19 protein-coding genes and 1 pseudogene are annotated in these 23045 nt (G+C 60.1%); 8 read left to right on the top strand and 12 right to left on the bottom strand.

Annotated features, from left to right (window positions below; all coding sequences use genetic code 11):
* Positions 1-15: 15 nt before the first annotated feature.
* Positions 16-2235 (bottom strand): hypothetical protein, encoded by a 2220-nt coding sequence (locus PspCFBP13509_RS31485; protein ID WP_178084542.1) that lies wholly within the window; start codon positions 2233-2235, stop codon positions 16-18.
* A 244-nt stretch (positions 2236-2479) separates the two neighbouring features.
* On the bottom strand, positions 2480-3385 hold the full coding sequence (locus tag PspCFBP13509_RS09215) for a DMT family transporter (RefSeq protein ID WP_137211934.1): 906 nt from the start codon (positions 3383-3385) through the stop codon (positions 2480-2482).
* 109 nt (positions 3386-3494) lie between these two features.
* Between PspCFBP13509_RS09215 and PspCFBP13509_RS09210 the strand changes: the two genes are divergently transcribed.
* Positions 3495-3938 carry an Lrp/AsnC family transcriptional regulator gene (locus PspCFBP13509_RS09210; protein WP_027605815.1) on the top strand — a complete coding sequence of 148 codons (444 nt, stop codon included), beginning with the start codon at positions 3495-3497 and terminating at the stop codon, positions 3936-3938.
* A gap of 274 nt (positions 3939-4212) precedes the next feature.
* Here the strand turns inward: PspCFBP13509_RS09210 and xylB are convergent, their stop codons facing one another.
* The 6 genes and pseudogenes from xylB to PspCFBP13509_RS09180 form a co-directional block, all read right to left on the bottom strand.
* Positions 4213-5673 carry a xylulokinase gene (xylB, locus tag PspCFBP13509_RS09205; RefSeq protein WP_065947018.1) on the bottom strand — a complete coding sequence of 487 codons (1461 nt, stop codon included), beginning with the start codon at positions 5671-5673 and terminating at the stop codon, positions 4213-4215.
* A 16-nt stretch (positions 5674-5689) separates the two neighbouring features.
* Entirely contained in the window at positions 5690-6682 is a 993-nt protein-coding gene (locus tag PspCFBP13509_RS09200; protein WP_065947019.1) for a LacI family DNA-binding transcriptional regulator, read from the bottom strand.
* Between the two features lie 21 nt (positions 6683-6703).
* Positions 6704-7636: an ABC transporter substrate-binding protein gene (locus PspCFBP13509_RS09195; protein WP_137211933.1), complete on the bottom strand. Its 933-nt coding sequence runs from the start codon at positions 7634-7636 to the stop codon at positions 6704-6706.
* Positions 7637-7670: 34 nt separating this feature from the next.
* On the bottom strand, positions 7671-8648 hold the full coding sequence (locus tag PspCFBP13509_RS09190) for an ABC transporter permease subunit (protein WP_027605811.1): 978 nt from the start codon (positions 8646-8648) through the stop codon (positions 7671-7673).
* Positions 8641-10173, bottom strand: coding sequence for a sugar ABC transporter ATP-binding protein (locus PspCFBP13509_RS09185; protein WP_137211932.1), 1533 nt, complete (start codon positions 10171-10173; stop codon positions 8641-8643). Before PspCFBP13509_RS09185 ends, PspCFBP13509_RS09190 begins: the two co-directional genes overlap by 8 nt.
* A 211-nt stretch (positions 10174-10384) precedes the next feature.
* Positions 10385-10564 (bottom strand): annotated as a pseudogene (locus tag PspCFBP13509_RS09180) (NAD(P)-dependent alcohol dehydrogenase); the annotation flags it as partial.
* Between the two features lie 119 nt (positions 10565-10683).
* Here PspCFBP13509_RS09180 and PspCFBP13509_RS09175 point away from each other — a divergent pair.
* The 5 genes from PspCFBP13509_RS09175 to PspCFBP13509_RS09155 all read left to right on the top strand — a co-directional run bounded on the left by PspCFBP13509_RS09175 (position 10684) and on the right by PspCFBP13509_RS09155 (position 16114).
* A complete protein-coding gene (locus tag PspCFBP13509_RS09175) occupies positions 10684-11238 on the top strand; it encodes a GNAT family N-acetyltransferase (protein WP_137211931.1) in 555 nt (184 codons plus the stop codon).
* A gap of 464 nt (positions 11239-11702) precedes the next feature.
* Positions 11703-13052 carry a sensor histidine kinase gene (locus PspCFBP13509_RS09170; protein ID WP_065946711.1) on the top strand — a complete coding sequence of 450 codons (1350 nt, stop codon included), beginning with the start codon at positions 11703-11705 and terminating at the stop codon, positions 13050-13052.
* Positions 13037-13423 carry a response regulator gene (locus PspCFBP13509_RS09165; protein ID WP_137211930.1) on the top strand — a complete coding sequence of 129 codons (387 nt, stop codon included), beginning with the start codon at positions 13037-13039 and terminating at the stop codon, positions 13421-13423. The genes PspCFBP13509_RS09170 and PspCFBP13509_RS09165 overlap by 16 nt, the downstream gene beginning before the upstream one ends.
* Positions 13424-13432: 9 nt before the next feature.
* Entirely contained in the window at positions 13433-14677 is a 1245-nt protein-coding gene (locus tag PspCFBP13509_RS09160; RefSeq protein WP_137211929.1) for an EAL domain-containing response regulator, read from the top strand.
* 84 nt (positions 14678-14761) lie between these two features.
* Complete coding sequence (locus tag PspCFBP13509_RS09155; RefSeq protein WP_137211928.1) at positions 14762-16114, top strand: cation:proton antiporter; 1353 nt, start codon at positions 14762-14764, stop codon at positions 16112-16114.
* Here the strand turns inward: PspCFBP13509_RS09155 and PspCFBP13509_RS31950 are convergent.
* The 3 genes from PspCFBP13509_RS31950 to PspCFBP13509_RS09145 all read right to left on the bottom strand — a co-directional run bounded on the left by PspCFBP13509_RS31950 (position 16105) and on the right by PspCFBP13509_RS09145 (position 17082).
* Positions 16105-16239, bottom strand: a complete 135-nt coding sequence (locus PspCFBP13509_RS31950; RefSeq protein ID WP_256097785.1) for a hypothetical protein — start codon at positions 16237-16239, stop codon at positions 16105-16107. The two genes, PspCFBP13509_RS09155 and PspCFBP13509_RS31950, sit on opposite strands and share 10 nt — an antisense overlap.
* Before the next feature lie 11 nt (positions 16240-16250).
* Positions 16251-16463 carry a hypothetical protein gene (locus tag PspCFBP13509_RS09150; RefSeq protein ID WP_065927576.1) on the bottom strand — a complete coding sequence of 71 codons (213 nt, stop codon included), beginning with the start codon at positions 16461-16463 and terminating at the stop codon, positions 16251-16253.
* Positions 16464-16536: 73 nt separating this feature from the next.
* The gene (locus PspCFBP13509_RS09145) at positions 16537-17082 is read right to left on the bottom strand and encodes a hypothetical protein (protein ID WP_027605795.1); all 546 of its coding nucleotides are present in this window, start codon (positions 17080-17082) and stop codon (positions 16537-16539) included.
* Positions 17083-17568: 486 nt separating this feature from the next.
* On the opposite strand from PspCFBP13509_RS09145, the gene PspCFBP13509_RS09140 reads away from it, so the two are divergent.
* Positions 17569-18978: a circularly permuted type 2 ATP-grasp protein gene (locus PspCFBP13509_RS09140; protein WP_137211927.1), complete on the top strand. Its 1410-nt coding sequence runs from the start codon at positions 17569-17571 to the stop codon at positions 18976-18978.
* 3 nt (positions 18979-18981) lie between these two features.
* On the top strand, positions 18982-19932 hold the full coding sequence (locus PspCFBP13509_RS09135) for an alpha-E domain-containing protein (RefSeq protein WP_065946714.1): 951 nt from the start codon (positions 18982-18984) through the stop codon (positions 19930-19932).
* Between the two features lie 102 nt (positions 19933-20034).
* Here the strand turns inward: PspCFBP13509_RS09135 and PspCFBP13509_RS09130 are convergent, their stop codons facing one another.
* On the bottom strand, positions 20035-22773 hold the full coding sequence (locus PspCFBP13509_RS09130) for a hypothetical protein (protein ID WP_137211926.1): 2739 nt from the start codon (positions 22771-22773) through the stop codon (positions 20035-20037).
* Between the last annotated feature and the right edge of the window lie 272 nt (positions 22774-23045).

The following is a 23045-nucleotide window of genomic DNA, read 5'->3' as shown; positions in this document are numbered from 1 at the left end:
CTTGCCCGAATCCTACTAACGAATAATTTCGAAACCCGATTTTTCAAACTGTTCGACTACGCGGTTTTGATATTTGATATTGAGCACATAATCTCTGCCTTCCCCAGGGTTGCCTAAGTGATACTTGGTTTTAAAGGCAGCATGTTCCGGGTTAAGTGTTCTGGAATTCCATTTTAATCTAAGTATCCCGTCGGCTCTCTTGACTCCGGAAAAACCGACATAATCTTTCAGATTTCCCCCGGCCAAATGGACCATGGCAGCATGACCGGTAAGTTCTGTTTCAACTCCGTTGACGTTTACTTTCACAAGATCTCCCATCGGCTCGACACGTTCGTGCCCGGCGAGCATGTACTTCATACCTTTAGGCAGGGCTTTTTCTACTTCTGAACCTGGATGACCCAAAAGGGTCGACGGCCCTACATGTATTTCGCCGGTTTTAACGTTCATGATCCCCACAAACTGGCGGGTAGTTTCCATCTGTTCCAACGTATTAAGTGACGCCATATTCAATGCACTGCCATTACGGCCCATGACTTGCCCACCCCCAGTAACTCCTCGCCTTAACCATATTCCGCTCTCGTCTGGCTTGGCGACAATGCTGCTACTTACCAGTTTCGATGGATCTTTCGGATCGGGTACGCGTAGCAAGTAATGCACGCCGTCTCCGGCATCGGGCTTGTTGGCCACAAAATAGCTGGCCCCTTTAAACTCTATTTCGCGTACGGCCGAGCCAGCCTTGAGTAAGGGGGTGGAATTTAGCTTGAACTGCTCGGCCGCCTTGGCCAGGTTCTGGGGAACTTTCTGAGCCCACTTCAACCCTTGAACCCCGCCCTCCCATTTAACGCCGGCCATACCAGACTTGAGGGTATAACTACCGAAGTTTGTCGACAGTTTCGCGAACTCCGGAAGAACAGGCTTGATCAGTCGAATCCCCCCTTTGACCAATCCCCCCACTACCTTGTCAACAGGCATCATAAAAGAAAGGATATCTATCCATATCTTCGCTATCCCTTCTATCGGGCGTCCGGCAATGATCGCCTCGACCCCCTGCCAAAACGGGACGAAGCCCTTCAAGAATTCTCGTCGATTATCTCTGGACGCTGAAAATTCCTGATAGTTTTCCAGGTCTTCCTTCTCTTCCGGGGAAACTCGCGTTTCATCCTTTTGCGCAACATTCAACAGGTCAATGTCTTTCGCATAAAACAACTGGCTGGATACCGTGTTCGCGACGTCACTAAATCGTTTGGAGGAAAGCGTGTTGGGCACAGTATTTTCATTGGCACTGGCAGGTGATGCAGGAAACTCTCCTAATAACTTTAGCGTATAAATACTTGAGGAAAATGGCTGATTGTTGGGTTTTTCAGGATGTTCGTTATCAACTTTCGGCCCATAACGCCGCCCCTGTATGTTCGGCTTTTTCCAAACAGTGAACTCCTTTGCGTCAGTGCCATCTGGCAGTTTATTTCTGCCAATCACGCTATTGCCCGTAAAAAGCGCCTCTAAGTCGACACGTTGACGTGCGATCCCGAGCTGGGGATTGACCTCATAGGCCGTTGTCTTCCCATTATGGACCGCTTTGATCAAAACAACGTCACGTGCCAGATCATCTCCCGTTCCGGGCGGTTTCAGGGCATACAACTCAACCTGGCCGTGTTCTATTGCGAGTCGGTCGTTAACGGGCAATAGGGATATCAGTTGTTTTATCACCACGCCATACGCAGCTTTTTTGTTGACTAGATCACCCTTGAAATCTTCACCAAACTGTTTGTCATTATAAGCGGCAACTTTATATTTTTTGTTATTTGGATCATTGTGTCCTTTAATAGGTGAAACCATCTGCCAACCGGTAAAATAATCTTTACGCATAGGGAGGGGGGCGACCAAGTTTGTAATTGCTCCTGCAAGGCTCTCCTGATGCTTATCAAGACTTGATAAAGCGGTGTGTACCTCACTTTGTGCATAGCTGGTCTTTTCCGGAAGAATACCGTTGGCCGCGGCCCATTCCAGCGCTGGCCCGACTCTTGTCGCTGCAATAAGAAGCGCTTGCTCCGGGCTGACGGCCTGGCCGTTGAGTTTGCCTGGATAAGCGATCAGGTCCTCCCAGGTCATCCGTTTAGAAGAGCCAGGTTCTATGGCTTCAGCAAGATTCACTCCGTGCTGGTAGTTCACCCAGCTCGCTGAGCTTTTAGGTTGCCCTGCCGGCGAATTACGACTGCTGGCAGCTTGAGTCGACATTGCGGACTCCTGGACCGCCTCAGTAGAACTCAACATCGGGTGATGTGAAAGGGGCTCCTGTTGAATGATCGGGGTTGAGTAACGGGGGATTGGAACACTGAGAAAATTGCCTTGCATCGTCCGGCATCCCTAAATAGCAGAATTTTCGCTGACATCTGAACAATCCACGATCTCAGCCTGTCCCCCTATGTGGTACGGCGTAGGAATTTGTTCCATGGAAATACCATGGCCATTCGAAAGACGTTTAAACAATGCGTCCTGAGCCCTCCTCACCGTGCGGCAAACGCCACCACCAGCCCCGCTGCAACCCCGCCGCCGCCAGCAGGATCGCCGCCACCCCCAGCCATTGCAGCCAACCCAGGCGATGCCCGAAGGCAATCCAATCGACGAAGATCGCCGCAATCGGGTAGATAAACGACAGTGCACCGGTGATGGCGGTGGGCAGTTTCTGGATCGCGCCATACAGCAACACATACATCAAACCGGTGTGCACCACGCCGAGCGTGACCAATGCCGCCCAGGCGTTGGTGGTGGCAGGCAAGCTGTTCCAAGGCACCAAGGGCGCCAGTAACACTGCGCCGGTGGTCACCTGGATCAACGCCATCAAATGCGGTGGTACGTCCTTCAAACGCTTGATGATCAGTGCGGCAATCGCGTACAGCAATGCCGCGCCCAGTGCCAGGGCAATGCCTGCAAGGTAATCGTCGCCGGTTGGCTGATCGCCATGGGCCGTGACAATCGCCAGCATTCCCAGGAACGCCAGGCTCAGCCACGCCAGTTTCTGCACGGTGATTTTTTCCCCAAGGAACAGCGCCGCCAGCATCACCAACATGAACGGCTGCACGTTGTACACCGCCGTACTGATGGCGATCGACGCACGTGAGTAGGATTCGAACAGCAGCAACCAGTTGCCGACAATCGCTACGCCACTGAGCATTGCCAGGCCGGACGTGGCCCAACTGAGCAGGTCCAGGCGAAGGTAGCCGAGCAACGCGCACACCAGCAACAGGGTCAGGCTGCCGATCACGCAGCGCCAGAACACCACTTCGAGCACCGACACGCCGGACACCAGCACAAACCAGCCGATGGTGCCCGAGATCAGCATGGCGGCGATCATTTCCCACGAACCGCGACGGAGGGATGAATCCATGATTGATGCTCCTCAAGTGAGGCTCAATTATGGCAATCTGCTTGTGAGCGGCTCCAGTGACTAAAAAAGGCAGATCCCAGGAATCACCTTTTCTTATTAGGCGAACACCATGATTGACACCATCGACCAGCAACTGATCGCCGCTTTGATGGATGACTCGCGGTTATCCCTCAAGGCCCTGGCGGGCATCACCGGGCTGTCCTCGCCCAGTGTGGGCGAACGCCTGCGCCGCCTGGAAGAACGCGGCGTGCTGACCCACTACACCGTCGACATCGACCCCAGGCACTTCGGCTACCTGCTGCAAGCCATCGTGCGCATCCGCCCCCTGCCCGGCAAATTGCAGGAGGTGGAGCGCCAGATCCAGGCGATCCCGGAGTTCACCGAATGCGACAAGGTCACCGGCGAAGACTGCTTTATCGCACGCCTGCACGTGCGCACCATGGACCATCTCGACAGCCTGCTGGATCGGATCAATGCCTATGCCGAAACCAACACCGCCATCGTCAAGAAAACCCCGGTGAAGCGACGTTTGCCGCCGCTGACCAACGACTGAACCGTAACACACCGATTCTTGTGGAGAGTGGGCCTGATGTGGTGAGCAGGAGCGGGCTTGCTGTGGTGAGCGGGCTTGCCTCGCGCTGGGGCGCGAAGCGGCCCCTAAACCTGACTACTCACTATGCCTGGATAAACGCGGTGCCTTTATTGGGGCTGCTTCGCAGCCCAGCGCGGGGCAAGCCCGCTCACCACAACAAGCCCGCTCACCACAGCAAGCCCGTTCCCCACACAACAGGCCCGCTCACCATAACGGGCCCGCTCGCCACAGGAGCCTAGTCGTGAAGGGCCTTGGCGGCGGGCAGCAAACTTTGAAACTTGCGATAACGCGCCGCCAACACCGGCTGCTGCGTCAGGTCAGGTGTGTACCGGGCTTTGACCGGCATCCCCGCCGCGAGCAGCTCCGCCCCCTGCCCCATCGCCACAAACCCGAGCTTTGCCGCGCCAATACACGCGCTCAATTCACTGCCCTGCAAGGTGAAGATTTCCCGCTGCAGGATATTCGCCAGCAGCTGCGCCCAGTACTCACTGCGCGCACCGCCGCCCACCAGGGCGCAGGCTCCCACGTCGGCGCCGGTCGATTGCACCGCGCGCAACGCATCGAGCAAACCGAAACCCACCCCTTCCATTACCGCATAGCCCAGCATCGCCGGTGTGCAGTCGTGGCCCAGGTTCATGAAGCCGCCGCGCAGCAAAGGATCGTTGTGGGGTGTGCGTTCGCCGGCCAGGTACGGCAGGAACAACGGTGTCCCCAAAGGCACGTGCTGCTCAATCGGCAATTGCGCCTGCACCTGCTCCAGCAACGTTTGCTCATCGGCCATACCCGTCAGCCGTGTGACCCAGCGCAGGCAACTGGCGCCGGCGAGCATGGCGCCCATGGTGTACCAGCGGTTGGGCAGCGCGTGGCAGAAGCTGTGCACTGCACTGGCCGGGTTGCCTGCAGCGTGATCGGTGATCGCAACAATGGCCGCGCTGGTGCCAAGGGTAATAAAGCCATCACCGGCGTTGACCGCGCCGATGCCGACCGCCGCCACAGGGTTGTCACCGCCACCGCCGGCAATCACCACCTCTGCTGACAGGCCCAGTCCCGTGGCCGTCAACAAAGCGCTCGCCGCACCACCCTCCACCAGCCTGGGCAATTGCCCGGGCGTAAGGCCTGTAGCGCGAACCATCGGGGTAAACCATGCCCGCCGCGCCACATCCAGCCACAACGTACCCGCCGCGTCGGACATCTCGCTGATGCGCTCGCCACTCAAACGCAAGCGCAGGTAATCCTTAGGCGACAGCACGCAATCAATCGCCTGGAACACCTCGGGCTCATGCCGTTGCAGCCACAGCAGTTTCGGCGCGGTCAGCCCGGCCATCGGCAGGCTGCCGGTGACGTCGGCGAAGCCGGGCCCCAGCTGTTCGGCTTCGGCCATTGCACGGGAGTCGTCCCACAGGATCGCCGGGTACAACACGCGGTTGTCCGCCCCCAGCAACACCGCGCCGTGCATCTGCCCCGACAGGCCGATACAGGCCACGCGGGTAAACGCCTCGTGTCCGCGCAGTTGCGCCAACGCCTGCAAGCAGGCTTGCCACCAGTCTTCCGGCGCCTGTTCAGACCAGCCGCTGTGCCGGCGCGACACGCTCAAGCGCACGCCGGCATGGGCCAGCACCGCGCCCGTGGCGTCCATGAGGATGGCTTTGAGTTCCGACGTGCCCAGGTCAATGCCCAGGGAAACAGGACTGTTCATGCGTGTGTTATTCCCATCAATGACAGCCACAGGAGTTACGTAACTGCAGGGTCGGTGCCAGGCGCACGCTCTGGGGCGCTGCGTCAGGCGACGCCATGCGTTGCAGCAACAGGTCGACCGCGCGGGCGCCAAGGGCCTTGACCGGCTGTGCGATCAGGCTCAAGCGCGGCACGAAAAAATCCGCCCAGTCAAAATCATCAAACCCCACCAGGGCCATTTGTCTCGGCACTTCAAGCTGCGCGTCACGCAAGGCGTGCATCGCGCCGAGGGTCATCAGGTTATTGCCGGCCATGATCGCCGTGGGTGGCGAAGCCAGGCCCAGCAACTGCGCCGTGGCCTGGCGCGCCGGTTCGGTGTTGGAGCCACCGTTGACCAGCAACTGCGGATCGAAGGCCAGCCCCGCCGCGTGCAACGCCGCGCAGTAACCCGCCACCCGCTCATCTGTGGTGCTGAACCCCGTGCGCCCGGCGATAAAACCGATGCGGCGGTGCCCGTGCCCGATCAGGTGCTCAATCAGGGCCTGGGTGGCCTGGGCATTCTCCACCCCGACCTGGTCAAACTGCTCGCTCATCATGCGGTCCACCAACACCGCCGGAATCTCGTTGGCGCGCATGTACTCCAGGGCCATCGAACCGTTCGAAGGCGCCAGCACAATACCGTCGACCCGCCGGTGATGCAGCGCCGTGACGACCCGCAGCTCCTGCTCCGGGTCGTCGTGGGTGTCGACAAACAGCATCATGTAGCCGTGCTTGGCGCACTCGGTTTCAATCGCGTGCACCGTCTCGCTGAAGTAATGGTTGGACAGCGCCGAGATCGCCACGCCAATCGTGTTGGTACTCGACCGCGCCAGCGAGCGTGCCAGGGTGTTGGGGATATACCCCAGCGCCTGGATCGCCCGCTGCACCGCCAGCACCGTGGCCGGGCTGACCTTGCGGGTGCCGTTCAACACGTGTGACACGGTCGACGTCGACACCCCCGCCCTGCTTGCCACGTCATCCATGGTCACCACGACGCTGTTCCTCTCAGGCTATCAGTGTTTACTCGACCAACCGCTGTACGTACCGACGTTGTCGCGGGTGATCAGTTTTGGCGTGAGCAGGGTCACCGCTTCGGCCGGGGCCTTGTCGTTGAGCAGGTCATTGCCGACATTCACCGCCGTCTGCGCCATGGCCCATGGGTCCTGGCTGGCAGATGCCTGGATCTGGGTGTCGGTCTTCAGCGCGTTCTCGATATCCGGCGCGCCGTCCACCGAGGTGATGATGATGCCGCTGCGCTTGAGCTGCTTGGCCGCCAGGTCGCTGCCGATGGCCTGGGGGTCGTTGATCGCAAACAGGCCGTCGATTTTCGGGAAGCGCGTGAGGTAGCCCTGCATCACGTTCAGGCCGCCTTCGCGGGAGCCTTTGCCGTCCTGGTCGTCGGACAGCACCTTGATGTCCGGCGCGCCGGCCAATGCGGCTTTACAGCCTTTGACGCGGTCGGTCACGGCGGTGACTTGCGGGCCGTTCTGGATAATCACGTTGCCCTTGCCGGCAAGCTTGTCCACCAGGTATTGGCAGGCCAGCTTGCCGGCTTCGACGTTGTCGGTCTGCACGGTGGCATTCACGCCCTTGGCGTCCACATCCACCGCCACCACGACGATGCCGGCATCCCGGGCTTTCTTGATCGCCGAGGCCATGGCCGAAGGGTCGACGGCGTTGATCAGAATCAGGTCGACCTTGGACGAGATAAAGTTATCGATCTGCGAGAACTGCTTGCTCAAGTCGTAGTCGGCGGACACCGAGGTGACCTTGACGTTGGGGTTCAGCTCCTTGGCCCGGGCCGTGGCGCCATCGGCCAGGGTCACGAAATACGGGTTGCCGAGCGAGCCCATGCTGATGCCCAGGGCCTTGAGTTCGCGGGCCTCTGCGGCTTGGGACATCAGGGCAGCCAAGGCAATGACGGGAAACATGCGTTTAAGGTTCATGCGGGTCTCTCTTGTGATTGTTGTATGAGTGAAATCAGGTCCGTGCACCGGACTGGCGATAGCGATCCAGCGCGACCGCGCCGATGATCACGATGCCCTTGATGATGTACTGCCAGATGTCCGACACCCCCAGCAGCACCAGGCCGTTGGTGAGCACCGCGATAATCAGCGCGCCGATCAGCGTGCCGCCGATGGTGCCGACGCCGCCGGTAAAGCTGGTGCCGCCGAGGATCACCGCGGCAATCGCATCCAGCTCGTAGGATTGCCCCAGTTGCAGGCCGTTGGCGGCGAACAGGCGCGAGGCGCTCATCACCGCACCCAGACCGGCCAAGGCGCCGGACATGGCGTAGACGAACAGCAGCACCTTCCACACCTTGATCCCGGAGAGTCGCGCCGCTTCTGGGTTGCCGCCCACCGAATAGATCTGTACGCCCATCACCGTGCGGCGCAGGATGAACCACGACAGCGCCACCACCGCCACGGCGATCACCACCAGCCAGGGCACGCCGAGGATCGAGTCGTTGCCGATAAAGGCAAACGGCAGGTCGGGGTTGAACACGGTCTTGTCATCCGCCAGCAGACGCGCCAGGCCGCGCATGGCGGTGAGTGCGCCAAGGGTGACGATAAACGGCGGCAGGCGCATGAAGGCAATCAACCCACCGTTGACCAGGCCCAGCAGCAGGCCGAAGCCGATACCGGCCGCAATCCCGAACATGCCGAACTGCGGCGACATCGACGCCTGCAGCGCCACCACGGCCGACGCCGCCAGGATCGCGCCCACCGACAGGTCGATCCCCGCCGTGAGGATCACAAAGGTCATGCCCGCCGCCAGCACCACGTTGACCGAGGCCTGCTGGGTGATGATCGACAGGTTCTGCATGGTCAGGAAGTTCTCGCTGGCCAGGGCGAAGCCCACCAGCAACAAAATCAGCACCGGCAACATACCGACCGTGCGCATCAGTTCGCGGGCACGTTCGGCCTTGCCTGTTGTTGCAATCATTGAATCAGCCATGGGCAACCACCTGATCGCCACCGGTGGCGAGGTCAATAATACGTTCCTGGGAGATGACGTGACCGGAGGCCCCGCCGACTTCGGCCACCAACTGGCCTTCGCGCATGATCAGCACCCGGTCGCAGGTGCCGATGATTTCCGGCAGCTCGCTGGAGATCACCACGATGCCCACGCCGGCCTGCGCCAGTTGATTGATGATGCGGTAGATCTCGGATTTGGAGCCGATGTCCACGCCGCGTGTGGGTTCGTCGAGGATCAGCACGTGCGGCTTGACCTCCAGCAGCCGCGCCAGCAAGACCTTCTGCTGGTTGCCGCCGGACAGCGTGCCGACATTGACCTTGCCCGACGCCACGCGAATCGACAGCGACTTGATCGCGTCATTCGAGCGTTGCGCGGCGTGAGCCCGGTCAAGCACGCCACCGGCACGGGCATCCGGCACGCAGGCGCAGACGTTGATGTTGTCGGCCACGCTCATGTCCAGGAACAGGCCCTGGGCCTTGCGGTCTTCGGTGAGGTACACCACGCCGGCACGAATCGCATCCGCCGGGTTGCGCAGTTGGGTCACGGTCTTGCCCACCACTTCCAGGGTGCCGCTGGTGCGCGGATCGGCGGCGAAGATCAGCCGCGCCAACTCGGTGCGCCCTGCCCCGACCAGCCCCGCGATACCCAGCACTTCACCGGCATGCAGGTCGAAACTGCAATTACGCACGCGCTTGCCATCGGCCATGTCACGCACACGCATCACCACCGCACCGGGGTCGTAGGCGGCGTGTTCCTTCTTGTAGAAACCGGACAGATCGCGGCCCACCATCATCTTCACGAGGACTTCGGCCGACAGCGCGTCGCGGCTCAGTTCGCCGATGTATTGGCCGTCGCGCAGCACCGAGACACGGTCCGACAGTTCATAGATCTCGGCCATGCGATGACTGATGTAGATGATCGCCAGGCCCTGGCTGCGCAATTGCTTGATCAGCGCAAACAGGCGGTCGGTCTCGCGCGACGACAGCGGCGTGGTCGGTTCGTCCATCACCAGGATCCTGGCATGGGCGTGCAAGGCCCGGGCGATTTCCACCAGCTGACGCTCGGCAATCGACAGGCTGCTGACCTTAGTGGCCGGGGTGAATTCGGCGCCCAGACGCTGCAGCACTTCGACGCAACCGGCTTGCATGCCCTTGCGGTCGATGGTCCAGCCACGGCGCAGTTCGCGGCCCAGGTAGATGTTCTCGGCCACGCTCAGGTTCGGGCACAGGCTCAATTCCTGGTAGATCACGGCGATGCCGAGGGCTTTGGCGGTGGCGGGGGTAAAGGTGGCGACGGCCTGGCCGGCCATGCGGATTTCACCGCCGGGATCGGCCTGGTAAGCGCCGGAGAGGATTTTCATCAGGGTCGATTTGCCGGCGCCGTTCTCCCCCATCAAGGCGTGGATTTCGCCGGGGTAGACCTTCAGGCCGACATTCTTGAGCACGCGCAAACCGTTGAAGGTTTTGCTGATGCCCTGCATCTCAAGCAAGGGTTCAAGGCTCATCAATGAGCTCCTGGTTTTATTATTTTTGTCGTTCAGCCCTCTTTGATCAGAGCCGATTGCCACCGACTCTAATCAGATACATTTACTTACGCAAGCGCTTGCGCAGCCCGTTTGTCGCTAGAAGAAACGTTTCATCAAGCGCATAAAGTGCAATTTTGGCATTTCTAACGTTTTGGCAGCATGCGCACCAGGGTGTTCTGCGCGCAGGCTTTCAAGGCGTAATCGCGACTTTCATCACCCCATCGCGCTGATGGGCGAACAGTTCATAGGCCGCCTCGATGTCGTCGAGCTTGAAGCGGTGGGTCACCAGCGGCGACAGGTCCACCCCGCCGCTGGCGACCACCGCCATCAAGCGACGCATGCGTTCCTTGCCGCCGGGGCACATGACCGAACGTCGCCTGCCCTGCCCGGCGGCCAGGCGTCTTGATGCAGATCAATGGCGCCCCTGCTCCCAGGGGCATGATCGAACAAGGCACCGCTGCCCGATGCTGACCGCCAGGAGCCCACACCATGCCTATCGAAGCACGTAACCAGCAGGCCGCCCTCGCCTACGCAGCACTGCCGAAACCGTACTGGATCGATCAGCTCGACGATGGCCGCCATGTACTGGTGCGCCCCCTCGGCGCCGACGACCGTGAACGGGAATACAACTTCATCAAGGGCCTGTCCCGTAAATCGCGGCACGCGCGCTTCCTGGGCGAAATCAACGAGCCCGGCAAGACCCTGATGGACCAATTGATGGATGTCGATAACCAGCAACGCCTGGCCTTTATCGCCCTGGTGCACGACAACGGCCAGTTGATCGAAATCGGCGTGGCCCGCTATGCAGAGGCCAGGACGGATGAATGCGAATGCGCGGTCACCGTGGCCGATGCCTGGCAGCACCTGGGCCTGGGGCGCCTTTTGATGCAGCACCTGATGACGGCGGCCCGCGCCAATGGCTTCAAACGCATGTACACGGTCGACGCGGCAACCAATGCGCCGTTGCGCGAGTTGAACAAGGCCTTGGGATTCCACAGCGTCATCGACCCGGATGACCATGGGTATATACACAACTTCCAGTGAATACGGAATCTATGGCAATTAGGCTTCTGTGGTGAGCGGGCTTGTCGAATCGTCGCACCGCCCGCGCTGGGCTGCGAAGCAGCCCCAAAACCTTCACCTCGATTGATTCTGGCACTCTGCGGTGACCTTATTGGGGCCGCTTCGCAGCCCAGCGCGGGGCAAGCCCGCTCACCACAGAGTTATGTGTCAGCCTTTAAGAGTTGTGTAGATACCTATGCCCGGATGACAGCACCCAGGTCATCAGCAGCGTGATGCTCTAAGCCGCGCCGCCCGGTAACAGGGCGGCCCGCCGCCCTGTGTCGGCGTACACTCGTTTGAGTGTATCCATACCGTAGTGCGGGCGGTATCTGCTATTGTCCGGGGACCTCATCTCCTCCTCATCGCGTCCACGCGATTTTCTGTGAGCATGCTCTGCGGCCCTGTCATCGACACGGCCGGGCCTGACCTGCCTGGAAAACACCGCCATGGACAAACCCGTCACTGGACCACCGCTTGAAGCCCAATCACGGGCTGAAAAAATCGTCGAATTCAAACGCCAGAAAAACCTGCTGAAAACCGGTGCCCTGCAAGACGCAATCTTCAACAGCGCCTACTTCTCCAGCATCGCCACCGATGAAAAGGGCGTGATCCAGATCTTCAATGTCGGCGCCGAACGCATGCTCGGCTATGCCGCCGACGATGTCCTCAACCGCATTACCCCCGCCGACATCTCCGACCCCGCCGAACTGATCACCCGCGCCGCCGCCCTCAGCCTGGAGCTGGACACGCCGATCACGCCGGGCTTCGAAGCGCTGGTGTTCAAGGCGTCCCGCGGCATCGAGGATATTTACGAGCTGACCTATATTCGCAAGGACGGCAGCCGCCTGTCGGCCATGGTCTCGGTGACGGCGCTGCGCAACCGGCATGACACCATCATCGGCTATCTGCTGATCGGCACCGACAACACCGCACGCAAACACGAAGAAGCCGAACGCAAGGGCTTTGAGCGCGCGCTGGAGGAAAAGAACCTGGAGCTGGAACATGCCAGCCATATGAAGTCCGAGTTCCTCGCCACCATGTCCCACGAATTGCGCACACCATTGAATGCGGTGATCGGTTTTTCCGAGGCGTTGAAGGACGGGCTGGTGGGCGACATGAGTGAGACCCAGCGCGAATACATCGGCGACATCTTCACCAGCGGCCAGCACCTGTTGTCGCTGATCAACGACATTCTCGACCTGTCCAAGGTCGAAGCCGGGATGATGGACCTGGAGCTGGAAGCCGTGGAGCTGGAGGGCCTGCTGTCCAACAGCCTGTTGATCGTGCGCGAAAAAGCCGCCCTGCAACGCATCCAGTTGAAGCTCGAAAGCCAGGGCGACTTCGGCACACTGGCCCTGGACCTGCGCAAGACCAAGCAGATCATCTACAACCTGCTGGCCAATGCGGTGAAATTCAGCGCCCACGGCAGTACCGTGACCCTGGCGGTGCGCCAAGTGGCCCGCGCACAGGTCGGGCGAGTGCCCGGCGATTGGCCGATGCACGGGTTTGCCCTGCAACCCAGCGCCCACCAGCAGTTCCTCGAATTGAGCGTCAGCGACACCGGCATCGGTATTGCCGAGGACGACATGGGCAAGCTGTTCAAGGCCTTCAGCCAGATCGACAGCAGCCTGGCGCGCAAATTCGAAGGCACTGGCCTGGGCTTGGCGATGGTCAAGCAACTGGTCGACCTGCACGGTGGCAGTGTCGCGGTGGCCAGCCGTGAAGGTCAGGGCGCTCGGTTTGTGGTGTGGCTGCCACTCCACCGGGGCACGGAGGCTGAATGGCCCATATCCTGATCGTCGAAGACAACGAGGCCAATATGCGCCTGGCCCGGCTGCTGCTGGTCAACGCCGGCCACACGGTGGTGTGGGCCGCCGACGCCGAGAGCGGCCTGACCCTGGCCCGCGAAGCCCAACCGGCGTTGATCCTGATGGACATCCAGCTGCCGGGCATGGATGGCCTGGCCGCTACCGCGCTGCTCAAGCAGGACCCGCACACCGCCCATATCCCGGTGATTGCCCTCACCGCGATGGCCATGAAGGAAGACCGTGAAAAGACCCGGTTGGCCGGTTGCGATGCCTACATCAGCAAGCCGTTGCGCTACAAAGAGCTGTACCAAGTGATCGACACGCTGTTGCAACACACCACCCCCTCACCCCTCAGATGAGTCCTCTCCATGGCCAGCCAACCCGCAACGCTGTTGATCGTTGATGACGAACCCCAGGTTCGCAAGCTGCTGGAAACCCTGTTGCAACACGAGGGCTACCAGACCCTCACGGCGGCCAGCGGCGAGGAAGCCTTGCAACTGGTGGCCAAACAGCCGCCCGATCTGATCCTGCTGGACATCATGATGCCAGGCATGGACGGCTACGAAGTGGCCAGCCAGCTCAAGGGCGACGCAGCCACGGCGAGTATTCCGATCATCATGCTGTCGGCCCTCAGCGAGTCAAGTGCACGGGTCAGTGGCCTGGAAACCGGTGCCGAAGAGTTCATCAGCAAGCCGGTGGAACGGGTCGAGTTGTGGCTGCGGGTGCGCAACCTGCTGCGGCTCAAGAGCCATGGCGATCAACTCAAGCGCCATAGTCAGTTGCTTGAGCAGCAACTGCGCCAACATGCCGGTGACAGCACGCGCATGAACGTGCACGACCTGGCCCGCCAGGACCTGGAAAACGCCCTGCGCCAGGCCGTGGAGCACGATGAGTTCACCCTGCACTACCAGCCAAAAGTCGCTTTGGCCGACGGGCAGATCTGCGCCCTGGAGGCACTGCTGCGTTGGGAGCGCCCAGGCTACGGTGCGGTATCGCCGGCGGTGTTCGTGCCCGTCCTGGAAAGCCTGGGTTTGATCGTGGAGGTAGGGCGCTGGGTGATCCGCAGCGTGTGCCAGCAGATTGCGACGTGGCAGCGCAGCGCGATTGGCGCCGTCGAGGTGTCGGTGAACGTCTCCGGCCATCAGTTGATCGAGGGCGACCTGATTGCCGATATCGAGCGTATTCTCACTGAGACCGGCGTCGAACCCCATTGGCTGGAAGTGGAACTGACCGAAGGCTCGCTGATGGAGAATACCCAGCACACCATCGCCAGCCTGCAACGCCTGCACGCCATGGGCGTGAAGATCTCCATTGACGACTTCGGCACCGGCTATTCGAGCCTGGCCTACCTACGACGCTTCCCCATCGACACGCTGAAGATCGACATTGCGTTTATCCGCGAGGTCACCAGCAACCCCCAGGATGCCGCGATCACCCGTACCATTATCGAGTTGGCCCATAGCCTGAACCTGCGGGTGGTGGCCGAAGGTGTGGAAACCCAGGCGCAATTGGCGTTCCTCAAGGAGGCCGGCTGCGATCAGATCCAGGGCTACCTGTTCAGCCGGCCGCTGCCTACTGAAGACCTGGAGCGCCTGCTGATCAATCGCCAATGAATTCAAGGCGACGCAATCACATTGAACCTGCAGTCAGCGACACGTCTCGAACGTGAATAGACCACGGCCCTGGACACCCTCCCGATGACTTTTATTCTATGGATGGCCGTCCTCGGTGCAGTGCTGCTGACCCTTGCCCTCACCTCCTCTTACCTGCGCTGGATGCCGGTGACCACCTCGGCGGTGTGCCTGTTGCTGGGCGTGGGCATCGGCCCCCTCGGCGTGGACCTGCTGCACCTGGACATCAAGCAGTCTGCGCGCTGGATGGAGCACCTCACGGAAGTCGCGGTGCTGTTTTCACTGTTCGTCAGCGGGCTCAAACTGCGCCTGCCCCTGGGCCATCGCACCTGGCGCATCGCGTTCGGCATGGCCGGGCCGGTCATGCTGTTGACCATCCTCGGCAGCTGCCTGGCGCTGCATTACGTGTTTGAACTGTCGTGGGGGGTGTCGCTGCTGGTGGGTGCCATTCTCGCGCCGACCGACCCGGTGCTGGCGGGGCTGGTGCAGGTCAATAATGCACAGGATTACGATGCGCTGCGCTTCGGTTTGTCCGGAGAAGCCGGGTTGAACGATGGCACGGCCTTTCCCTTTGTGATTTTTGCCTTGGTCTTCATGCAGCACGGCGGCTTTGACGGTAACTGGCTAGGCGGTTGGGCGTTGAAGAACCTGTTATGGGCGGTGCCGGCAGGGCTGTTGATCGGCTACTGGATGGGCCGGGGCATTGGCCGCACGACCCTGTGGCTACGCGTCAACAACAGTGATAGTACGCTCTCCCCCAATGACTACCTGACCCTCGCCCTGATCGCCCTGGCCTACGTGGTGGCCGAAGCGGTGGGGGGTTACGGCTTTCTGTCGGTATTCGCCGCCGGGCTCGGGCTGCGTCAGGCAGAGTTCAGGTCAACCGGCAACTCCCACACGCCCTCGGAGCATTTGGCGCTGCCGGTGGTGGGTCATCTTGAGGTGGAACCGGAGCACGCTCTGCAAGGGGATGTGAGCGAGTTGGCCGAGACCCAGATCGCCGCCGGCGTAATGATGGGCGACATGCTCTCGTTCGGCAGCCTGGTGGAGCGCTCGATGGAAGTGTTCCTGGTCACGGTGCTCGGCATCGTGCTGGCCAGTCATTGGGATTGGCGGGCATTGCCGTTGGCGGCGTTGCTGTTCTGCGTGATTCGACCGGTCAGTGTGTTTGCAATGCCCTGGGGTCGCCTGGTCGATCGCCAGCAGCGCGGGCTGATGGGCTGGTTCGGGATTCGCGGAATCGGCAGCATCTACTACCTGTTCTACGCGCTCAACCATGGCCTTGTCGGCACCAGCAGCGCGGTGGCGGTGAACCTGACGTTGTCAGTGATCGCCTTGAGCATCGTCGTTCATGGCTTGAGTACCCAGCCGATGCTCGCGTGGTATGAACGACGTGCCCAGGCGAAAGCTCAGTCCTGACGCTCGGTATTGCCCACATCCGCCGCGTCATCCAGATCATTGAGCGGTACTTCTGCATCATCCATCAGGGAACCCGGGTCTTCATTGCCCGGATCGTTGAGCTCTTCTTCCAGTTCTTTGGACATGACCGTCTCCTCTAACCGCCTTGGGTGTCGATATCGGCATCGGTTTCAGGCTTGGGCTCGCGCTCAGGCTTGAAGTCTGGACTGTAGTCGTTTTCCCTGGCCTTGGGGTCGGCGGCGGGTTTCGGGTCTTTCGGGGCATCGGCCGCCGTGCCTGGGGCCGGTTCGCCGCCGTCGATTGCCGGGTCGTTACGGTTGCTGGTCTGGGGGTCTTTGTCTGTGCTCATGGGTCACCTCTTTGGAAAAAACGCAGACTGCGTAAAGGTAAGGTCCCGTGCCGGCCGCTGAAGTTCCAACTGCTTAAGAGCCCGGGTTATCCACCTGGATATAAAACGCGTACGCCCCCAGCAACACCCAGAACACCATGAACAGCCACGGCGCACGCATGGAGAACAGCAGCGACTTGCGATAGCCCTTATGGGAGGACTCCATTTCGGAAAACAGCGGCGACTCATCGTAGGCCATGCCCATCACCGGCTCGCTGCGCAGCAGTTCGCTCTGCTTGTAGTGCCAGTGATCGATGATTTCGTACGCGGCGCGGATCCCCGGCCAGGCATTCAGGGAACTGAGTATGCCGAGCAGCGTCAGGAACACCGGCACCACCAGGGTGAACAACTTGCCCCACTCGGGGTTGAGGTTGCCCATGCCGGAGACAAAGGCAATCACCAGAAACGACTGCGCCGTCAGGTAGGCATCGGTGCGGTTGGCGAGGATGGTGGTTTCGTATTGGATTTCGCGACGGTAGAAGTCCAGGCGGTCCTTGGGCGAGCCAAAGATCTTGGCGTTGTGCTCGCTGTGGTCGGCCAGGTTCGCTTCCGGGGTGTCGGGTGAAATGATTCTGGGCACATCCGTGCTCCCTGCTGGGCTCAAACTCCTTAGAAGAATCGGGCTATGGCGAAGTTCAAGTTTGTTGTTGCACCATCGCGGTGCGCAAACCGCTCCCTTATGGTGAGCAGCCTTGTCATGGCCTGCTTTTTTTGTGGTGAGCGGGCTTGTTGTAGTGAGTGGGCTTACTGTGGTGAGCGGTCCGGCTCCCCCCAGCAGTCCAGCTCACCACAACAGTCCCACTCACCCCAGAAGCCTGGTAACCACAGAAGGCCCGCTCACCACAATGGGAAATCAGCACGGGATGCCCATTCCGGCACACGCATTGCTTTATCCATTCATCTGCCCGAATACAGGAACATTCGTTACCCCCCGACCCAGAGCCGACCCCATAAGAAAGTAAGGACCAGGCCCGGTGGCACCATCAGCCACGGGCTCATAAAAAAATGCGTTTTTTAAAGCGGCAGTGCCACCCCATGCGTCCCTCGGCACTGACAAGGTACTGGAATGGCTCGATCTTTCTTCGATGAAATGAATGACGCAAACGGCGTGTGCCGTGCGCACTATCAGGACTTCTCCCGCTGGCTGGCCAACACGCCGCCGGAATTGCTGGCCCAGCGTCGCCGCGAAGCCGATTTGCTGTTCCATCGCGCGGGAATCACCTTCACCCTTTATGGCGACGAGCAGGACACCGAGCGCCTGATCCCCTTCGACATCATCCCCCGCAGCATCCCCGCCAGCGAATGGAGCGTGATCGAACGCGGCTGTATCCAGCGGGTCAATGCGCTGAACATGTTCCTCGCCGACATCTACCACGACCAGCGCATCATCAAGGCCGGGATCATTCCGGCCGACCAGGTGCTGGGCAATGAGGGTTACCAGAAGGCAATGGTCGGCCTGGACCTGCACCGCGATATTTATTCCCACATCTCGGGGGTGGACCTGGTACGCGACGGCGATGGCACCTACTACGTCCTCGAAGACAACCTGCGCACCCCCAGCGGCGTGAGCTACATGCTCGAAGACCGCAAGATGATGATGCGCCTGTTCCCCGAAGTGTTCGCCAAGCAGCGTATCGCGCCGGTGGACCACTACCCCAACCTGCTGCTCAAGACCCTCAAAAGTTCCAGCCGCCTGGACAACCCCAACGTCGTGGTGCTGACGCCCGGGCGCTTCAACAGCGCGTTCTTCGAACATGCGTTCCTGGCGCGGGAAATGGGCGTGGAACTGGTCGAAGGCGCCGACCTGTTCGTGCACGACCTCAAGGTGTTCATGCGCACCACCGATGGCCCCAAGGCGGTGGATGTGATCTATCGGCGCATCGACGACGCGTTTCTCGACCCCCTGGCGTTCAACCCGGACTCGATGCTCGGCGTGCCTGGCCTGGTCGCGGCGTATTGCGCCGGCAACGTGGTGCTGGCCAACGCTATCGGCACCGGTGTGGCCGACGACAAGTCAATCTACCCCTACGTGCCGGAAATGATCCGCTTCTACCTGGACGAAGAACCGGTGCTGCAGAACGTACCGACGTTCCAGTGCCGCAAACCCGATGAACTGTCCCACGTACTGGCCCACTTGCCGGAACTGGTGGTCAAGGAAACCCAGGGCTCCGGCGGCTACGGCATGCTGGTCGGTCCGGCGTCCACCGCCGCCGAAATCGAAGACTTCCGTCAACGCATCAAGGCCCGCCCCCATGCGTATATCGCCCAACCGACCCTGAGCCTGTCCACCTGCCCCACCTTTGTCGAAAACGGCATCGCCCCCCGGCATATCGACCTGCGGCCCTTCGTGCTCTCGGGCAAGGAAACCCGTCTCGTGCCGGGTGGCCTCACACGGGTGGCACTGCGTGAAGGCTCATTGATCGTGAACTCGTCGCAAGGCGGCGGAACCAAGGACACCTGGGTGGTGGAGGGCTGAATCATGTTGAGTAGAACCGCCGCAGATCTGTACTGGATGTCCCGCTACCTGGAGCGCGCCGAGAACCTGGCGCGCATGCTGGAAGTCAGTTATTCGCTGTCGTTGATGCCCCAGGCCGGGCGCAGCGATGGCCTGGACGAACTGGCCATGTCGCTGCTCAGCAGCGGCACCCTGGACAGCTACCTGGAACGCCATGAAACCCTGGATGCCGAGCGCATGCTGCACTTCTTCGCCCTCGACGAAGAAAACCCCGCCAGCATCTACAACTGCCTGCGCGCCGCCCGTGGCAACGCCCACGCCGTGCGCGGGCGCATCACCGCCGACATGTGGGAAAACCTCAACGCCACCTGGCTGGAAATGCGCAGCATCGCCGCCGGCGGCCTGGCACGCCATGGCATCAGCCACTTCTGTGACTGGGTCAAGCAGCGTTCGCACCTGTTTCGCGGGGCCACATCCGGCACCATCATGCGTAACGACGCCTATCGGTTTATCCGCCTGGGCACCTTTGTCGAACGCGCGGACAATACCCTGCGCCTGCTGGACGCGCGCTATGAGATGTTCGGCGAAGAGTCGGAAGAAGTCAGCGACCTGTCGGCACGCGGGTATTACCAGTGGAGCGCCCTGCTCCGCGCGTTATCGTCCTTCGAGGCGTATACGGAGCTGTATCCGAATGCGCTGAATGCGCGGTCGGTGTCGGAGTTGCTGTTATTACGCAGTGACGTGCCGCGTTCGTTGCATGCGTGCATTGAAGAGTTGAGTCATATCCTTGCGGACCTGCCTGGCAGTTATGGGCGTACGGCACAGCGGTTGGCGGCGGAGTTTGAGGCTCGGCTGCGGTATACGGGGATTGATGAGATTCTGGAGGATGGGTTGCATAGCCGTCTCACGGAATTCATCGAAACGGTGCGGGGGGTGGCGCGGGCGATCCACAGTTCTTACTTGGAGGTTGTTTGAGTGCGCTTGCTGACTGTATGTCGTACTTAGGATTCAGAGAAGGTGAAGCAGATTGATTCAACGTAACCTGCTTCGCCCTTCAACTGTATTACCTCGTAGACGTTATACCTTTACTCCAACGGCAGACCCTCTGAAGCGACCGTCTACAGTGCTTTGGCTGCCATCGGAAAATCTCAAGCAATAATAGCTGTTATCGCCAGACGCTCTATCACTAGACCAGTGAGCATCACTATCCAATGGCCATCTTGCCCCATAAGTATTATAAATTTCGCGTAACTGAGCCATGCTCGGCATACTTGCGCCTTCCCTTGCAAGCGCATTACGAACCTCCGCAAGAAAATCTCGAGCAAGTGGAATAACCGCAATAGCGTTGGTCACGGTCAATGTATAGCTTGCAGTTTGTTGCTTTTGATCTCGGACCGTTATCGTCGTAACACCTCTTCCGCTCACCTGGACAACACCTGTGGTGGAGTTCACAAACGCGGCGGCTGGATTGGAAGATGAATAGTAGTAACCCGGCTGTCCTCCTGTTGCCTGCCGTTGCATGGTCGTTCCGGCAGGCCAGGATGGAAGCGCATGTGAGTACCCTCGAATCACATACACCTTGCCAGCCAGCGTTGCTGGAGAAGTATCAAATACCAGCGGGGGCGGAGCACTTTTGACGGTGTAGGTCACCTGCGGGAAGACAATGGCATTGGCCTCCGTCACACCAGGAACTAAAGCTGCCTTGAAATGCAGTGTCAGTTGCGTGTTGTCCCCTAACTCTTTCAAGTAGGCCGTATAACTGATTGGACTTTCCCACCACCCTTGGTTGAACCAGGTCGTATTCACATAGGCCCCCCCACCGTTCCAATGTTTGAGGTTGTGCGCCGCCCCTCCGCTTTTGAAACCCTTGAACTCAATCCAGACCGGAGAATTGGTCGCAATGAACGGCCAGGTGCCGACCCGCAGTCTCCTGTTCCCCGTTCCGGTCGATAGATCCAGCACCTTCGTCGCTGGGTTGGCTTCATTGATTTGGATTACGGTTCCCGCCAGTTCGCTCGCAGGTATCGGTGTCACCGTCACCGTCAACACCGACGACGACCGAACGACATTTCCACGGGTGAGCTCGTACTTGAGGGTAAACATCTTGTGGGTATTGCCGATATTCGCCGCAATCGCCGTCTTGGGAATATCAAACATCACCACACCACTGGTCAAACCATCCTTCGGCGCAATAACCGGTGACCCCGCACCGGCAGTCCCTTCCATCGTGACCTTGATGCTGTCAGTGGTGTACATCGGCAAAAAACTGACTTTCAGCGTTGCACCATTTTGCGCACTCATCGGCGCAAGGGTCACCGAAACACCTGAGCCTGTGGCTTGGATCAATTCGGGAACAGGCATCTCATTCGGCAGGTGCACCTGATATAGCTGGCGCAGGGATTCCTGAGGCAGTTCATTGCCCCGTGTCACGCTGTAGAACACGTCGATAAAACGCCCGTCAAAACGCTTGAGCTCAGTGCCCGGCACATCGAACGTCATATCATTGCCGGGGGCAACCTGGCCCACGAGCCGTCCTGCCGTGTAATCGACGGTGCCGCCGGCGTCGCTGGCCAGGATGGTCACTTGTACCCTGTCTGTGCTGGCCCAACTGGCCTGCGCCGGGAAGCGGATCGTAATCAGCGGCAAGCCTGGGTCCAGATCCTCTCCCAGGGCCTGGTCCACGGTCGGTGCCGGCCATCTGACAATCTCGCCGATCACCGTGAGATAACGGTTATGCGAGCGTTTGTCGGGCAAGCCAGCGCCTTTCAGTTCGTAATACACCACTGCGCTGCCTTGGGCGATCGCACTGACCAAGGCGTTGCCGATATTGAAAAAGTAACCCTTGGCACCTGACAGTGGCCGATCCTCAAAGTAATGAACCGAACTGCCCTGGGCACTTATCCCGTTCCAGTACAGAAAAACATGGCTGTAGACACGAGCATCGGCCCCGCCGACGGTCAGGCCGATTTGTGCGTCCCGAGTGCCGAGTATTTCCAGATCGATTTCTCGGTCGGTCTCGGGTACTTGCACCCAGGGTGCGTCCAGGCGGTCGGTTGCCAGGTACACCGAAACCAGTGCCGTGCTCGACCAGGGCGCCCAGGGATCGGGGTAGTTGCCGGTCGGTCCGCGAACCTGGAACGCCACCGGCAGCAAGTCGCTGTCCCCGGCTTCCTTGATTGCATCCTCGTCGAGCATGCAGGTGATATCCCGCCCGACTTCGGCGGGCAGGATCAACCGCTCGATTCGCACCGAGCCCCAGACCAGGATAAGCAGGTCATAGGCGGCCATGTTCAGCCAATGCCTGACGATCACCTCCACACCCTGCCTGGCCCGATCCGCACTGACCCCACCAAGCCTTACATCATCCGGCAACTCAAATACCAGGCCTTGATTTCCGGGGGCGGGATTGGGGTCTTGTCCGCCCGGATGTTGCAGGTTGACCCTCAAACGCAAAGGCTGGGTTCGGGATTCGTTTCCGCTGCTGCGAATAACCCGGACGTACACCGGATCTGCCCACGGCTCGCGAATACTGTCATAGGGCACGGTGAAGGGAATGCGCGTCAGGTTCTGGTCGCCCTCACGGATCAGGTTGTACGCGACCGGATCACCGCCGCCCCAGAACAATTCGAAGAACGTTCCTTCAGGCGTACTGCTTGGTCGGTCGATATGCACGACCAGGGGTCTCAGGGTATGCGACACACCAATCCCCCCGTCGGCCTCCTCCAAATCTCCTGCAATCGGCGGTTGCATCAGCGGAATATCCACCGGGGGCAGGTCGGAGATCAGACTGGGAGGTTGAGCGCGATACTTGGCCATGCTGGTTTCCTCGGTATTCCCCTGCGCACTGGGCATGGGTTTGAGAGAAATCAGACCTCCAGCAGCAAGGTGTTGACTACTGTCAGAGTTAACAGGTGGCGACCAGTGGTCGTGCGATGAACTGAACGTCGAGCTCGGCACCGCGAATGTTTGATCCCCCAACACCACCTGTGAATTCTGACAGTAGCCAGCGCGAAACCAAGGGTATTTGATACCACCTGAGGCACGTAAACCGTTAACAACGCTACGCCTCCACCTTCAGGGACTTGTTC

The sequence above is a fragment of the Pseudomonas sp. CFBP13509 genome, assembly GCF_005233485.1.
Taxonomy (GTDB): domain Bacteria; phylum Pseudomonadota; class Gammaproteobacteria; order Pseudomonadales; family Pseudomonadaceae; genus Aquipseudomonas; species Aquipseudomonas marginalis.
This window is presented reverse-complemented; position numbering and strand designations above follow the sequence as displayed.

Excerpts from the sequence above, each read along its gene's own strand:
- PspCFBP13509_RS09175 (WP_137211931.1), top strand. The coding sequence starts at position 10,684 with ATGCCTATCGAAGCACGTAACCAGCAGGCCGCCCTCGCCTACGCAGCA.
- PspCFBP13509_RS31485 (WP_178084542.1), bottom strand. The coding sequence starts at position 2,235 with ATGTCGACTCAAGCTGCCAGCAGTCGTAATTCGCCGGCAGGGCAACCT.
- PspCFBP13509_RS09150 (WP_065927576.1), bottom strand. The coding sequence starts at position 16,463 with ATGAGCACAGACAAAGACCCCCAGACCAGCAACCGTAACGACCCGGCA.
- PspCFBP13509_RS09185 (WP_137211932.1), bottom strand. The coding sequence starts at position 10,173 with ATGAGCCTTGAACCCTTGCTTGAGATGCAGGGCATCAGCAAAACCTTC.
- PspCFBP13509_RS09140 (WP_137211927.1), top strand. The coding sequence starts at position 17,569 with ATGGCTCGATCTTTCTTCGATGAAATGAATGACGCAAACGGCGTGTGC.
- xylB (WP_065947018.1), bottom strand. The coding sequence starts at position 5,673 with ATGAACAGTCCTGTTTCCCTGGGCATTGACCTGGGCACGTCGGAACTC.
- PspCFBP13509_RS09210 (WP_027605815.1), top strand. The coding sequence starts at position 3,495 with ATGATTGACACCATCGACCAGCAACTGATCGCCGCTTTGATGGATGAC.
- PspCFBP13509_RS09215 (WP_137211934.1), bottom strand. The coding sequence starts at position 3,385 with ATGGATTCATCCCTCCGTCGCGGTTCGTGGGAAATGATCGCCGCCATG.
- PspCFBP13509_RS09165 (WP_137211930.1), top strand. The coding sequence starts at position 13,037 with ATGGCCCATATCCTGATCGTCGAAGACAACGAGGCCAATATGCGCCTG.
- PspCFBP13509_RS09155 (WP_137211928.1), top strand. The coding sequence starts at position 14,762 with ATGACTTTTATTCTATGGATGGCCGTCCTCGGTGCAGTGCTGCTGACC.
- PspCFBP13509_RS09160 (WP_137211929.1), top strand. The coding sequence starts at position 13,433 with ATGGCCAGCCAACCCGCAACGCTGTTGATCGTTGATGACGAACCCCAG.
- PspCFBP13509_RS09190 (WP_027605811.1), bottom strand. The coding sequence starts at position 8,648 with ATGGCTGATTCAATGATTGCAACAACAGGCAAGGCCGAACGTGCCCGC.
- PspCFBP13509_RS09135 (WP_065946714.1), top strand. The coding sequence starts at position 18,982 with ATGTTGAGTAGAACCGCCGCAGATCTGTACTGGATGTCCCGCTACCTG.
- PspCFBP13509_RS09130 (WP_137211926.1), bottom strand. The coding sequence starts at position 22,773 with ATGGCCAAGTATCGCGCTCAACCTCCCAGTCTGATCTCCGACCTGCCC.
- PspCFBP13509_RS31950 (WP_256097785.1), bottom strand. The coding sequence starts at position 16,239 with ATGTCCAAAGAACTGGAAGAAGAGCTCAACGATCCGGGCAATGAAGAC.
- PspCFBP13509_RS09170 (WP_065946711.1), top strand. The coding sequence starts at position 11,703 with ATGGACAAACCCGTCACTGGACCACCGCTTGAAGCCCAATCACGGGCT.
- PspCFBP13509_RS09195 (WP_137211933.1), bottom strand. The coding sequence starts at position 7,636 with ATGAACCTTAAACGCATGTTTCCCGTCATTGCCTTGGCTGCCCTGATG.